We start from the raw sequence: 13,610 nt of genomic DNA on the forward strand, positions 1-13,610 counted from the left end.
CCTCGGGGACGGGGACGGCGGCGGGTGGCGGGCGAACGGAAGGAGGCGTCACTTGCCGTAGGCGAGCATCAACTTCTCCTTCGTGTCGTCGTTCCCGGACAGCCGTGTGGTCGCGAGATAGAAACGCCCGTCGACCCAGTCGAAGATCTTGGAGTAGAAGCCGCTCTCGATGCCGGCCGTGCTCGCCGGGTTCTGCAACAGCTTGACCGGCTTGTGCGACGAGCCGCCGGTGGGGATCGACACGACCTGACCGCCGGCGGCGTACGACGGCTCCACGTACGCGAGGAGCTTGCCGCCCTCGGTGCGCAGCGGCAGCATCGACTCGTCCGCCGGGGACTTGACGCGCCACTTCTCCTTGCCGGTCGCCAGGTTGATCGCGACGACGTCGTTCGGCCCGCCGGAGGCCTCGGTCGGCAGGTAGAGCGTGGTGGAGTCGACCGCCACGCCCTGGCAGCCCTGAAGGTCGCGCTGGAGGATCGCCCAGCCGCACGAGGGCGCGAAGTCCTCGTCGAAGCTGACCTGCGAGCGGAAGGTGCCGTTGGAGTTGAAGGTGGAGATGTTCCAGGCCTTCTTGTCCTCGTTGGTGCTGTAGACCACGACCGGGTCCACGGAGTACGTCCGCGCGACCCGCCAGCCCTTGTCGAACTTCTGGGTCCACCTGACCTTGCCGGTCTTCGGGTCCAACTCCTGCATCTCGTCGTGCTCGTTGTTCCCCGTGGCGTCGCAGGAGGCGACGGAGAGCAGCCGGCCGCCGCCCGCGAAGGCGGTCGGGAAGCAGGCGTTGCCGTACTTCGTCTTGTCGAACAGCTTCTTGCCGGTGCCGACGTCGAAGGCCACCCCGGACTGCGAACGACCCACCATCAGCGTCTTGCCGGTGATGGACATGCTGATGGTGATGGTGCTGTCGAACAGGGCGCCGTCGGCGAGCGTGCCGCTCCAGCCCTTGGCGCCGGTGTTCAGGTCGATCTGCTGGAGCTTGTTGCACTCGGCCCGGTCGCTGGTGCCGCTCTCGTAGGCCACCACGACCTTGTCGTCGGCCGTCTTCTGCGGGGTGACCGCGCAGATCTTCTGCGGGAACGTGAGCGCGTCCCACGTGGGGTTGCCGTCACCGACGTTGTAGGCGAAGACCTGCTTGTACGCCGCCTTCACCACCGTCTTGTCGGTGATCCACAGGCCGGGTGCGTCGGCGCCGGAACCGGGCGCGTTCGGCGCCTCCTTGTACCAGAGGACCTTCGACTCGCCCGACTTGCGGCCGGAGTTGAGGTCCTCGGGGTCGGCCCCGCCGTCACCGCTGCCGTCACCGGGGTTGACCGGGGTGGACGCGGACGGCTTCGCGTCGTCGCTCTTCTGGGCGACCGGCTTCTTGTCCTTGTTGTCGTCACCGCCACTGGTGACGGCGAAGACCACGCCACCGATGAGGGCGAGCGCGACGACGGCCGCCCCGACGGCGAGCCCCGGCCTGCCCTTGAAGGGGTTGCGGGAGCCGCCGGCGGGCGGCGGCGGCATGCCGGGACCGCCCGGGTACTGGGGCTGCGGCGGATAGCCGTACCCCGGCTGGGCTCCGTAGGGACCCGGCTGCTGCGGCTGGCCGTAGGGACCGGGCTGACCGTAGGGGCCCGGCTGTTGGGCGTACTGGCCGGGCTGCGCGTACGGGCCCGGCTGGCCGTAGGGGCCGGGCTGCTGGGGTGCCTGCGGGTAGCCGTAACCGGGCTGGGGCGCGGCGGACGGCGGGCCCTGCGGAGGCGGCGGGGTCTGGGGCGGGCCCTGCGGGGGCGGAGGCGTCTGAGGCGGCTGCATCTGGGGTGGCGGCGCGCCGAACGCCCCTTGCGGCGGCTGCGGTGGCTGCTGCGGCTGGTCCGGCGGCTGAGTCATCAGCGCGTCTCCCCCTCGTTCACTGATTTTTAGCCACCCCGGGCTGTGTCGGGCCCGGAGTCGTCCTCAGAAAGTTCTCAGACGGCTCTTTCTATCACTCGCCACCGACAAAGCATCGAGCCGGTTCAACCCCTGTTCCCAAGGGAGAACCGGCCCGTGATGCCGCTGTTACGCGCCTTCACTCACCCTTCACGCGTCCTCGGCGAGATCCAGCCAGCGCAGCTCCAGTTCCTCGCGCTGCCCGGCGAGATCGCGGAGTTCGGCGTCCAGTTCGGCCACTTTCGCGAAGTCGGTGGCGTGCTCGGCGATCTGCGCGTGCAGCTTGGTCTCCCGCTCGGAGACCTTGTCCAACTGCCGCTCGATCTTCTGGAGTTCCTTCTTCGCGGCCCGCTGGTCGGCGGCGCTCTTCTCGGCGACGGGCTTCACTGTCACCGGCGCCGCGGCGGCGACCGCCTCCTCCATCCGCTTGCGCCGCTCCAGGTACTCGTCGATGCCGCGCGGCAGCATCCGCAGGGTGGCGTCACCGAGGAGCGCGAAGACCCGGTCGGTGGTGCGTTCGACGAAGAACCGGTCGTGGGAGATGACGATCATCGAGCCGGGCCAGCCGTCGAGAAGATCCTCCAACTGGGTCAGCGTCTCGATGTCGAGGTCGTTGGTCGGCTCGTCGAGGAAGAGGACGTTGGGCTCGTCCATGAGCAGCCGCAGCAGCTGGAGCCGGCGCCGCTCACCACCCGACAGGTCCCCCACCGGCGTCCACTGCTTCTCCTTGTTGAAGCCGAACGTCTCGCACAGCTGCCCGGCGGTCATCTCGCGCCCCTTGCCGAGGTCGACGCGCTCACGGACCTGCTGGACGGCCTCCAACACCCGCAGGGTGGGCTTGAGTTCGGCCACTTCCTGGGAGAGGTAGGCCAGCTTGACCGTCTTGCCCACGACGACCTTGCCGGCCGCGGGCTGGGTGTCGCCGTCACTGCGGGCGGCCTCGGCCATGGCCCGCAGCAGGGAGGTCTTTCCGGCGCCGTTGACGCCGACCAGGCCGATCCGGTCGCCGGGGCCGAGGTGCCACGTCACGTGCTTCAGCAGCACCTTGGGGCCGGCCTGGACGGTCACGTCCTCCAGGTCGAACACCGTCCTGCCCAGCCGCGAGGAGGCGAACTTCATCAGCTCGCTGCTGTCCCGGGGCGGCGGCACGTCCGCGATCAGCTCGTTGGCGGCCTCGACGCGGAAGCGCGGCTTGGAGGTCCGGGCGGGGGCGCCGCGGCGCAGCCAGGCCAGCTCCTTGCGGACCAGGTTCTGCCGCTTGGTCTCCTCGGTGGCGGCGATCCGCTCGCGCTCGGCCCGCGCGAAGACGTAGTCGGAGTAGCCGCCCTCGTACTCGAAGACATCGCCCTTCTGCACGTCCCACATGCGCGTGCAGACCTGGTCCAAAAACCACCGGTCGTGGGTCACGCAGACGAGCGCCGAGCGGCGCTCGCGCAGATGGCGGGCGAGCCAGGAGATGCCCTCGACGTCGAGGTGGTTGGTGGGCTCGTCCAGGATGATCAGGTCCTGGTCCTCGATCAGCAGCTTCGCGAGCGCGATACGGCGCCGCTCGCCGCCGGAGAGGGGCGCGATGACGGTGTCCAGGCCCTGCGGGAAGCCCGGCATGTCGAGCCCGCCGAAGAGTCCGGTGAGTACGTCACGGATCTTGGCGTTGCCCGCCCACTCGTGGTCGGCCATGTCCCGGATGACCTCGTGACGGACGGTCGCCGTGGGGTCGAGCGAGTCGTGCTGGGTGAGCACGTCGAACCGCAGCCCGCCGGAGTGGGTGACGCGTCCGGTGTCGGCCTCCTCCAGCTTGGCGAGCATCCGGATCAGCGTGGTCTTGCCGTCACCGTTGCGCCCCACGACCCCGATCCGGTCCCCTTCGGAGACACCGAGCGAGACACCGTCGAGCAGGGCACGGGTGCCGTACACCTTGCTGACGTTCTCGACATTGACCAGGTTGACGGCCATTTCGCTCCTGACAGGGGGGATGGTCAGCCACCCAGCCTAATGCGCACCGGGCGGCCGACGATCCACGCAGGTCAGGAGGCCGCTGCCGTCCTGACCTCGGCCAAGAGGTCGTACATCGTCTGCCCGGGGCAGTCCGTCTGGAGCCAGTCGCGGTGGCCGCTGACCGTCTCGTTGTCCTTCTGCACGCCGTTGACCGGGTTGGTGTACGTGATCTTCGCCAGCGGGTCGAGGCCCTTGAAGCGGGCGACGGCCTTGATCAGGCGGGTCAGCGAGGCCTTGGCCGCGTCGGTCGGGGCCTGGTCGACGAGGGTGCCGATCAGGGCGATGCCGAGGTTGCCGGAGTTGAAGCCGGCGGTGTGGAAGGCGGTGACCACCTTGCCGTCGGGGTCGAAGGCGGGGACGCCGTCGTCGCCGGAGTAGCGGCCCTCGTAGACCGTGCCGTCCTCGTCGATCAGGAAGTGGTAGCCGATGTCGCCCCAGTCGAGGGTGACCGCGTGGTACTCGTAGATCGCGCGGACGGTCGCCGCCGGGTCGGGGTCGTTGTTCGGGGTGTCCGTGTGGTGGACGGTGATCGCCTGCAACGCGTAGTACGCCTCGGGCGAGTTGACCTTGCCGTCCTTGTACCGCTTCGACTCGTCGGCGCCCCACGCGGGCCGGGACAGGTACTGCACGCCCCGCACGCGCGTGGCCTCCGTCGGCACCTCGAAGGCGCGGTCCGGGCCGCCCGTGGTGTCGATCGCGAGCGAGCGCAGCTCCGTCGTGGCGTCCGGTGCCTTCAGCGCGTACGCCGTGGCGCCGCCGGACGGGACCAGGGCCGTACCGCCGTCGTCGACGGACGCGCAACCGCCGCCCAGGGTCTGCCAGTTCGCGTCGCCCGGGAAGCGGATCCCGGCCCCGTCCGGAGCGCCGCTCCAGCGGACACCGACGTAGGTCGCGGCGAACGCGGTCGTCGCCGTGCCGGTGCCGGTCGAGGCGGCGGACCGCGTCGCCGGGAACGACTCGGGCTGCGTACCGGAGTCGGCCTCGGTCTCCCCGGACTCGGTGGCCGCGAAGACCGCGGGCGTGAGCGCGGCACCACCGGCCACGGCGGCGGCGGTACCGATCACACCGCGCCGGGAGAGATGACGCTTCCTGCGGTGGGCGGGGGTGGGGGGTTCGGACACGTGCGTGGCCCTTCGGGGAGTTCGCTCCGGGGGGCCCGCGTGGACGCGGGCGCTGGAAGTGTCGACGACCCTATCCACCCCGTCCGACCCACCTGCACCACAGACGCCGTACTTCCCTGTGGAGATAGGGCGAAGATCCGCGCCACGGCATGGATCGTGGTGCGGGACGAACCGACCCGGATTTCCTGACCTGTTGGACGAGCCGGTGTTCGTCGGCCTGCCGGATGAGCTCCCGGGAACGGAGCTCGTGCAACTCGAAGCGCATGCCCGTCGCTCCTCCTTGGACCGGGCACGTCGCCCGGTCCCACAGATGCTGTGGGCTGCCCCAAGGTGAAGGTCAAACAGCGGGCGCGGTCGCCCGGTCGGGGCCGTTCAGGAGGCCGCGACCTGGTCAACTCCCAGGACCGTCGCCCCCGTCGCCGGTCCCGACGTCACCCGTACCTTCCGGCACGTGCCCGAACTCTCCAGCGCCGCCGCCACCTTGGCCGCGGACTCGGGGTCGCGGGTGAGGAACGCCGTCGTCGGGCCCGAGCCGGAGACCAGGGTGGCGAGGGCGCCGGCGGTGCGGCCTGCGGCGAGGGTGTCGGCGAGTTCGGGGAAGAGGGAGAGCGCGGCGGGCTGCAGGTCGTTGGAGACGGCGGCGGCGAGCGCGTCCGGGTCGCCCTTGGCGAGCGCGTCGAGGAGTGCGCGGGAGGCCACGGGTTCGGGGATGTCGGTGCCCTCCCCCAGCCGGTCGAACTCCCGGAAGACGGCCGGGGTCGACAGCCCGCGTTCCGCCATCGCGAACACCCAGTGGAAGGTGCCGCCGACCTCCAGCGCCGTCAGCTTCTCCCCCCGCCCGGTGCCGAGCGCGGCCCCGCCCACCAGACTGAACGGCACATCGCTGCCCAACTCGGCGCAGATGTCGAGCAGTTCCTCGCGCGGGGCCCGGGTGCCCCACAGCGCGTCGCACGCCACGAGCGCGCCCGCGCCGTCGGCGCTTCCGCCCGCCATGCCGCCGGCGACCGGGATGTCCTTGGCGATGTGGAGGTGCACGGCGGGATCGATGCCCCGTCGTCCGGCGAGCGCGATCGCCGCGCGGGCGGCGAGGTTCGTCCGGTCCAGCGGCACCTGGTCGGCGTCCGGTCCGGTGCAGGTGATGCACAGTTCGTCGGCCGGCGTGGCCGTGACCTCGTCGTACAGGCCGACCGCGAGGAAGACGTTGGCCAGGTCGTGGAACCCGTCGGGCCGGGCCGCCCCCACCGCGAGCTGGACGTTGACCTTGGCGGGGACGCGGACGGTGACGCTCACTTACCGGGCTCCTTGGGCGAGGCGGGGTCGGAGGAGGTGCTGCCCACTTGATGCTCGGCGCTGCCCGCCTGGCTCTCGGCGCTGCCCGCCCGAGTCTCGGCGCTGTCGACCTTGTTCTCGGCGCCGTCCGCCTTGTTCTCCGCGATCCGCGCGAACTCCTCGACCGTCAGCGACTCCCCGCGGGCCTGCGGAGACACTCCCGCCGCCACCAGCGCCGTCTCCGCCGCCGCGGCCGAGCCCGCCCACCCGGCGAGCGCCGCCCGCAGGGTCTTGCGGCGCTGGGCGAAGGCCGCGTCGACCACCGCGAAGACCTCGCGCTTGGAGGCCGTCGTCTTGACCGGCTCGGTCCTGCGCACGAGGGCGACCAGGCCGCTGTCCACGTTCGGGGCGGGCCAGAAGACCTTGCGGCCGATGGAGCCGGCGCGCTTGACCTCGGCGTACCAGTTGGCCTTCACGGACGGCACGCCGTACACCTTCGAACCGGGCGGGGCGGCGAGCCGGTCGGCGACCTCCGCCTGGACCATCACGAGGGTGCGCTCGATGGTCGGGAAGGTGTCGAGCATGTGCAGCAGGACGGGCACGGCGACGTTGTACGGCAGGTTCGCGACCAGTGCGGTCGGTGGGGGGCCGGGGAGGTCGGTGATGTGCATGGCGTCCGAGTGGACCAGGGCGAAGCGGTCGGCGCGCTCCGGCATGCGGGCCGTGACGGTGGCGGGTAGGGCGCTTGCCAGTACGTCGTCGATCTCCACGGCGGTGACGCGGTCGGCGGCCTCCAGCAGCGCGAGGGTGAGCGAGCCGAGGCCGGGACCTACCTCTACGACCACGTCTTCGGGGCGGACTTCGGCGGTGCGGACGATGCGACGGACCGTGTTGGCGTCGATCACGAAGTTCTGGCCGCGTTGTTTGGTGGGGCGTACGCCTAGGGCTGCCGCCAGGTCGCGGATGTCTGCGGGGCCGAGGAGGGCGTCGGGGGTGGGGGTGCTGCTCACGGGACCTAGGGTACGGGGCCGTATTCGGCTGCCGCGCCGTCGTGGCTGGTCGCGCAGTTCCCCGCGCCCCTTGTGGGGGGGGCGAGCCCCCCCCCACACCCCCCGTCTTACCCGTGCAGGCGCGCCCCGCAGTGTGGCCATGGGCTCGCGCCCCGGCGGACGTACAGCTTCTTTGCGCGGAATGTCTGCTCGGCCGCCGGGGCGTCCTGGGGGCGGCCGCTGCCGCCGAGGCCTTGCCAGGTGCGGGTGTCGAACTGGTAGAGGCCGCCGTACGTGCCCGACGGGTCGACCGCGTTCGGGCGGCCGCCGGACTCGCAGGTCGCGAGGCCGTTCCAGTTGAGGCCGTCGGCCCCGCCCACGGACGTCGGCAGCGGCTTGGTGCCGACCTTCACGAGCTGCTTGCGCGGCCGGCGCACCACCTCGTCGTCGGTCCTGCGCGGCTTCTGCTTCACGCCGTTGACCGTGCGCAGGGCGTACGTCACCCGGCGCAGACCCGGCACCCCCGCCTGTTCGACGACCTCCGTGCCCTTGAACAGCGAGGCGTCCTCCGTGCGCTGCACCTCGAACGGGATCGGCTCCTCGCGGACCTCCTTCGTCCCGGTGATCCGCAGCACGGTGACCGTCTGCCCGTCGCGCGGGAAGCTGTCCTGCGGGACGGACGTGGTGTCCTGGTCGTGCAGGGTGATCCCGGACTCCCCGATGACCTCGCCGACGGTCGCCGCGTTGGTGCGGACGGTGCGGGCGCGGCCGTCGGCCATGACGGTGACCGAGCGCTCGGTGCGCACGTGGAGTTCGAGACCGGCGCGTCCGATGGGCTGGGAGCGCGAGATGGACAGGTACGCGCCCTCCGCGCGCACCCCCAGCTGCTTGAGCGCCCCGTCGACCGTGTGTGCCGTCGTCCACACCTCGCGCCGCTGGCCGTCGAGGGTGAGCCGGACCGGGCGCCCGTAGTGCACCGCGACCTCGTCGCCGCTGGTCAATTCCGTGCCGGGGGCGGGCGCCACCACGTCGTGCGCGCCGACGTCGACGCCCTCCTCGGCGAGCAGTTCGGTCACGTCGTCGGCGAAGGTGTGCAGCATGTGCGGCTTGCCGTCGACGCTCAGCTCGATCGCCTTGTCCTCGGCGACGAAGGCGGTGGTGCCGCCGGCGAGGAACGCGACGACCAGCGCCTGCGGCAGCAGCCGGCGCATCGCGCTGTCCGGGCGCTCGGTGTACCGCCCCTTGCGTCGGCGCTCGGCCCGCCCCGCCTGCCGGGGCAGCGTCGGTTCGAGCGGTTCGGCCGGCACGGTCGGCGCGGGTGCCTCGTACGCCGGCCGGTACGTGTCCTCGTATCCGTCCCTGGGCCTGTCCTCGTACGTGTCCGGCGCCGCGTACACGCCATAGGCCAGCGTCTCCGCGGTGTGCAGGTCACTGCGCGGCTCAGCGCCGTACGGCTCGTACGTCTGGTACTTCGAGTTGCTCACGCCGACACGCTCCAGTGGCCGGAGGGGTCCGGAAAGGGCCCCCAGAACCTAGCGGAGCATTCGTCACTCTCCAAAGCGACGCGACTACTCAAAGTGGTGTTCGAGCGGTTCGGCAGCCTCGGAAGACCTCAGTAACCGAACGCGCGTGCCGTGTTCGCCGCCAGGGCCGTCGCCAGCGTGTCCTCGTCGATGCCGCGCACGGCGGCCAGCGCGCGCACGGTGACCGGGATGAGGTACGGGGCGTTGGGCCTGCCGCGGTGGGGCACCGGCGTCAGGAAGGGCGCGTCCGTCTCCACCAGGAGCAGCTCCAGGGGGGCCACGGCCACGGCGTCCCGCAGATTCTGGGCGTTCTTGTAGGTGACGTTGCCGGCGAAGGACATGAAGTAGCCGGCGCGGGCGCAGACGTCCGCCATCTCGGCGTCGCCGGAGTAGCAGTGGAAGACGGTCCGCTCGGGGGCGCCCTCCTCCTTGAGGATGCGCAGCACGTCCGCGTGGGCCTCGCGGTCGTGGATGACGAGGGCCTTGGCGTGCCGTTTGGCGATCTCGATGTGGGCGCGGAACGAGCGCTCCTGCGCCTCCTTGCCCTCGGGCCCGGTGCGGTAGTAGTCGAGGCCGGTCTCGCCGACGCCCTTGACCTGCGGGAGTCCGGCCAGGCGGTCGATCTCGGCGAGCGCCTCGTCGAGCGCTTCCTCGCCTCCCGGAACGCGGGCGCCCTGTCTCGACCAGCCGTCGGGGTCGCCGTGAACGATGCGCGGGGCCTCGTTGGGGTGCAGGGCGACGGTCGCGTGGACGTTCTCGTACGCGGCGGCCGTCTTGGCGGCCCACCGCGAGCCCTTGATGTCGCAGCCGACCTGCACGACCGTCGTCACCCCGACCGACGCGGCCTTCGCGAGGCCCTCCTCGACCGTGCCGGACTGCATGTCCAGGTGGGTGTGGGAGTCGGCGACGGGCACCCGGAGGGGTTCCGGGAGCGGCGGGGCGGCGTTCTTGGCGGAGGTGCCGGAAGAGCTGGAAGAAGGGGAAGGCATGCCCCGATCCTACGAAAGGGGCATGCCGTCACGCGCTCCGATTTCGCTCAGCTCGCCTTGCGCTGGAACGGGTGCAGGAGATCCGACAGATGCCAGTGGTGCCGCTCGCCGTCGGCCTGCGCGGGCAGCTCGGCGATCTCGGCCTCGGGCGCCGCCAGGGACGCGGTCACCGGCGCCTGACGGTGCGCCGCCGCCTTGTGCACCGAGGAGACCTGCCCGGGCCGCATGATCCGTACGACATGGCCGTCGCACTGCACGCACGAGGGCCTGCTCAGCGGGGAGGGCACGACCCGGCCACCGGCCACGTACGTGACGTACTGGTGGCCCTCGGTGTCCTTGTGGTGCTCTATCTCGTACGACTGCTCCCAGCCGTGCCCACAGCGCATGCAGGCGAAGGAATACGACTCGTGGACCACCGCGGTCGCCGCACCGCGGCCGCCGTTCTGTCCTGAGATCTCGCTCATGCCAGCTCCTCTTGTCCGCTGGGCACAGGGACGGATGCGTCCCCACAACCCAGTGGACGCCTCCACCGGCACGAATGCAGCAGGCCTGTCGAGTGTTGGAGCCGATTTGGACTTTCCTTGCCAAACCGGCCTCGCGCACCGGCCGGACTTTGCCATCGCCCCTGCTGGCTTTGCCTGCCCGTGGGGCGCGCGCTCAGACGATATGCGCCCTGCTCAGAGCGGGTATGAGCCGCGTCACGCAGGCCCCGTCAGGAGCTTGCGGAAGCGGCGTTCTTCGCAGCCACAACCGCGTCGAAAACCTCCCGCTTGGGCAGCCCGGCCTCCGCCGCGACCGCCACGATGGCCTCCTTGCGCCGCTCCCCCGCCTCCTCGCGCACCCGCACCCGGCGCACCAGCTCGGCCGCGTCGAGCTCCTCGGGTCCCTTCTCCGGCGCGCCCTCGACGACGACGGTGATCTCGCCCCGCACGCCCTCGGCGGCCCACGCGGCCAGCTCCGCCAGCCCGCCCCGCTTGACCTCCTCGTACGTCTTGGTCAGCTCCCGGCAGACGGCGGCCCGCCGCTCGGCGCCGAACACCTCGGCCATCGCGGCGAGGGTGTCGTCGAGCCGGTGCGGGGCCTCGAAGTAGACGAGGGTGCGCCGCTCGTCGGCGACCTCGCGCAGCCGGGTCAGCCGCTCGCCCGCCTTCCGGGGCAGGAACCCCTCGAAGCAGAACCGGTCCACGGGCAGCCCGGACAGCGCGAGCGCGGTGAGCACGGCGGACGGTCCCGGTACGGCGGTGACACGGATGTCCTGCTCGACGGCGGCGGCGACCAGCCGGTAGCCGGGGTCGGACACCGACGGCATCCCGGCGTCCGTGACGAGCAACACCCGTGCGCCGCCCACGAGTTCGTCGACCAGTTCGGGCGTACGGGCCGATTCGTTGCCCTCGAAGTACGACACGATCCGCCCCTTGGGCGTGACGCCGAGTGCCTGGGTCAGCCGCCGCAGCCGCCGGGTGTCCTCGGCGGCGACGACGTCGGCACCGGCCAGTTCGGCGGCGAGCCGGGGCGGCGCGTCCGCGGTGTCGCCGATGGGGGTGCCTGCGAGAACGAGGATTCCAGTCACGCCGTCCATCCTCCCAGCCGCGTTCCGATGCGGACGCATCCGGCCATGCACGGGACTCACACAGCGCTGTTCCCTACGATGGCGCGGTGACCAGTACCGCGTCCTCCACGGACACCCTGCCGGGCAGGCCCCCGCAAGACCAGCAGCCCTCGTGGCAGCAGCGGCTGCGCCGTTTCGGCTACCAGCCGGGGGCCGGAGAAACCGACGTGCGCGAGCGGCTCGTACCGCCGTACGTCCAGCCCAGCCCGCGGCTGTGGCAGGTGCTCGGCGTACCGCCGGCGCTCGCGGAGCGCATCGCCCGCTGGTCCGGCTGGGGCGGCCCGCTGCTGGTCACGCTGATGGCGGGCGTGCTGCGGTTCTGGAACCTGGGCAGCCCGAAGGCGGTGATATTCGACGAGACGTACTACGCCAAGGACGCCTGGGCGCTCGTCCACCGCGGCTTCGAGGTCAACTGGGACAAGAACGCCAACGACCTGATCCTCTCGACGAACGGGCACGTCACGGTCCCGGCGGACGCGGCGTACGTGGTGCACCCGCCGGTCGGCAAGTACGTCATCGGCCTGGGCGAGCTGATCTTCGGCTTCGACCCGTTCGGCTGGCGCTTCATGACCGCGCTCCTGGGCACCCTCTCCATCCTCATCCTCTGCCGCATCGGCCGCCGTCTGTTCCGCTCCACGTTCCTCGGCTGTCTCGCGGGCGCGCTGATGGCGGTGGACGGCCTGGCGTTCGTGATGAGCCGCACGTCGCTGCTGGACGGCGTGCTGATGTTCTTCGTCCTGTCCGCGTTCGGCTGCCTGCTGATCGACAGGGACAGGGCGCGCGAGAAACTGGCCGCGGCGCTCCCTCTGGACGCCGACGGCAGGGCCCGCCCGGACGCGCACGTCGCGGAGACGACCCGCTTCGGCTGGCGCCCGTGGCGCTGGATGGCCGGCCTCACGCTCGGCCTCGCCCTCGGCACCAAGTGGAACGCCCTCTACATCCTGGCCGCGTTCTGCGTGATGGCCCTCCTCTGGGACGCCGGCTCCCGCAAGGTCGCGGGCGCCCGCCACCCGTACAGCGCGGTCCTGCGCCGCGACACGGGCCTCACGTTCCTGGCCACGGTCCCGGTGGCGATCGCGGTCTACCTGACGTCCTGGATCGGCTGGATCCTCTCCCCCACGAACGGTTCCGGCGGCTACTTCCGCAACTGGGCCGCCACCGACGGCAAGGGCGGCAACTGGACCTTCCTGCCCGACTGGCTGCGCAGCCTGTGGCACTACGAGCACGAGGTCTACGAGTTCCACGTAGGCCTCTCGTCACCCCACACGTACATGTCCAACCCGTGGAGCTGGCTGGTCGACGGCCGCCCGGTCTCGTACTTCTACGAGTCCCCCTCCCCCGGCAAGGACGGCTGCCCGTCGGACGCAGGCGAGAAGTGCGCCCGCGAGGTGCTGGCGCTGGGCACCCCCCTCCTCTGGTGGGCGGCCTGTTTCGCCCTCGCCTACGTCCTGTGGCGCTGGTTCTTCCGCCGCGACTGGCGGGCCGGCGCCATCGCCTGCGGCGTCGCGGCGGGCTACCTCCCCTGGTTCATGTACCAGGAGCGCACGATCTTCTTCTTCTACGCCATCGTCTTCGTCCCGTTCCTCTGCCTGGCGGTGGCCATGCTCCTGGGCGCGATCATCGGCCCACCGGGCTCGAGCGACACCCGCCGGGTGGCGGGGGCCACGGGGGCGGGGGTGCTGGTGCTGCTGATCGCGTGGAACTTCATCTACTTCTGGCCCCTGTACACGGGCACGGCGATCCCGATCGACAACTGGCGGTCGCGGATGTGGCTGGATACGTGGGTCTAGGCGGGCGGGGGCTTCAGCGGAACTCGTGGACCACCTGGATCGCGCCCACGATGTGAGCGTTGAAGTCCTCGAGTTCCTCGGCCGGAACCCAGAGCTCGAGGATCGTGCGCCCGCCGGCCTGCTGGACGGGATACCGGCCCAGGAACTCCGAGTCGACCTCGAACCGGGTGACGAAGCCGGCACCGTCGTGCTTCACGTTCCAGTCCCGCGCGATCTTGATCGCGTAGTCCTCGTCGAGGACCGGGTAGAAGATCGGCTGCTCGGGCAGCCGAGGTGGCCACGCGCGCCAGTCCAGCTCGCGGACCAGGTCCAGCTCCTTGGGGCCGGTGGGGCGCCACAGGGTGGTGGTTGCTCGGCGGCTGGTCATGTGCGTCGCTCTCTGAAACCGGGAACCGCCGGTACGGCGGGTAGGGA

General features: G+C 71.2%; 11 protein-coding genes. 1 reads left to right on the forward strand and 10 read right to left on the reverse strand.

Translation table 11 applies throughout. The features are described 5' to 3' along the window. Positions 1–48 precede the first annotated feature (48 nt). The 9 genes from ACWD5F_RS14725 to rsmI all read right to left on the reverse strand — a co-directional run bounded on the left by ACWD5F_RS14725 (position 49) and on the right by rsmI (position 11,367). Entirely contained in the window at positions 49–1,872 is a 1,824-nt protein-coding gene (locus ACWD5F_RS14725) for an outer membrane protein assembly factor BamB family protein (protein ID WP_451254331.1), read from the reverse strand. A 189-nt stretch (positions 1,873–2,061) separates the two neighbouring features. Continuing rightward, the gene (locus ACWD5F_RS14730; RefSeq protein WP_401716601.1) at positions 2,062–3,864 is read right to left on the reverse strand and encodes an ABC-F family ATP-binding cassette domain-containing protein; all 1,803 of its coding nucleotides are present in this window, start codon (positions 3,862–3,864) and stop codon (positions 2,062–2,064) included. 71 nt (positions 3,865–3,935) lie between these two features. After that, positions 3,936–5,027 (reverse strand): peptidoglycan recognition protein family protein, encoded by a 1,092-nt coding sequence (locus ACWD5F_RS14735; protein ID WP_451254334.1) that lies wholly within the window; start codon positions 5,025–5,027, stop codon positions 3,936–3,938. A gap of 372 nt (positions 5,028–5,399) precedes the next feature. Further along, positions 5,400–6,317 carry a 4-(cytidine 5'-diphospho)-2-C-methyl-D-erythritol kinase gene (locus tag ACWD5F_RS14740; protein WP_451254336.1) on the reverse strand — a complete coding sequence of 306 codons (918 nt, stop codon included), beginning with the start codon at positions 6,315–6,317 and terminating at the stop codon, positions 5,400–5,402. Then, positions 6,314–7,306, reverse strand: a complete 993-nt coding sequence (gene rsmA, locus ACWD5F_RS14745) for a 16S rRNA (adenine(1518)-N(6)/adenine(1519)-N(6))-dimethyltransferase RsmA (RefSeq protein ID WP_451254338.1) — start codon at positions 7,304–7,306, stop codon at positions 6,314–6,316. Before rsmA ends, ACWD5F_RS14740 begins: the two co-directional genes overlap by 4 nt. 107 nt (positions 7,307–7,413) lie before the next feature. Next, complete coding sequence (locus ACWD5F_RS14750) at positions 7,414–8,769, reverse strand: ubiquitin-like domain-containing protein (protein WP_451254340.1); 1,356 nt, start codon at positions 8,767–8,769, stop codon at positions 7,414–7,416. Positions 8,770–8,897: 128 nt separating this feature from the next. Further along, on the reverse strand, positions 8,898–9,797 hold the full coding sequence (locus ACWD5F_RS14755) for a TatD family hydrolase (protein WP_451254342.1): 900 nt from the start codon (positions 9,795–9,797) through the stop codon (positions 8,898–8,900). Positions 9,798–9,844: 47 nt separating this feature from the next. Then, positions 9,845–10,261 carry a hypothetical protein gene (locus ACWD5F_RS14760; protein ID WP_451254344.1) on the reverse strand — a complete coding sequence of 139 codons (417 nt, stop codon included), beginning with the start codon at positions 10,259–10,261 and terminating at the stop codon, positions 9,845–9,847. A gap of 248 nt (positions 10,262–10,509) precedes the next feature. Then, positions 10,510–11,367, reverse strand: a complete 858-nt coding sequence (gene rsmI / locus ACWD5F_RS14765; RefSeq protein WP_451254346.1) for a 16S rRNA (cytidine(1402)-2'-O)-methyltransferase — start codon at positions 11,365–11,367, stop codon at positions 10,510–10,512. Positions 11,368–11,453: 86 nt separating this feature from the next. Between rsmI and ACWD5F_RS14770 the strand changes: the two genes are divergently transcribed. Next, complete coding sequence (locus ACWD5F_RS14770) at positions 11,454–13,196, forward strand: dolichyl-phosphate-mannose--protein mannosyltransferase (protein ID WP_451254348.1); 1,743 nt, start codon at positions 11,454–11,456, stop codon at positions 13,194–13,196. Positions 13,197–13,209: 13 nt separating this feature from the next. Here the strand turns inward: ACWD5F_RS14770 and ACWD5F_RS14775 are convergent, their stop codons facing one another. Further along, on the reverse strand, positions 13,210–13,563 hold the full coding sequence (locus tag ACWD5F_RS14775; RefSeq protein WP_451254350.1) for a hypothetical protein: 354 nt from the start codon (positions 13,561–13,563) through the stop codon (positions 13,210–13,212). Positions 13,564–13,610 lie beyond the last annotated feature (47 nt).

The sequence above is a fragment of the Streptomyces sp. NPDC002499 genome (assembly GCF_053595415.1).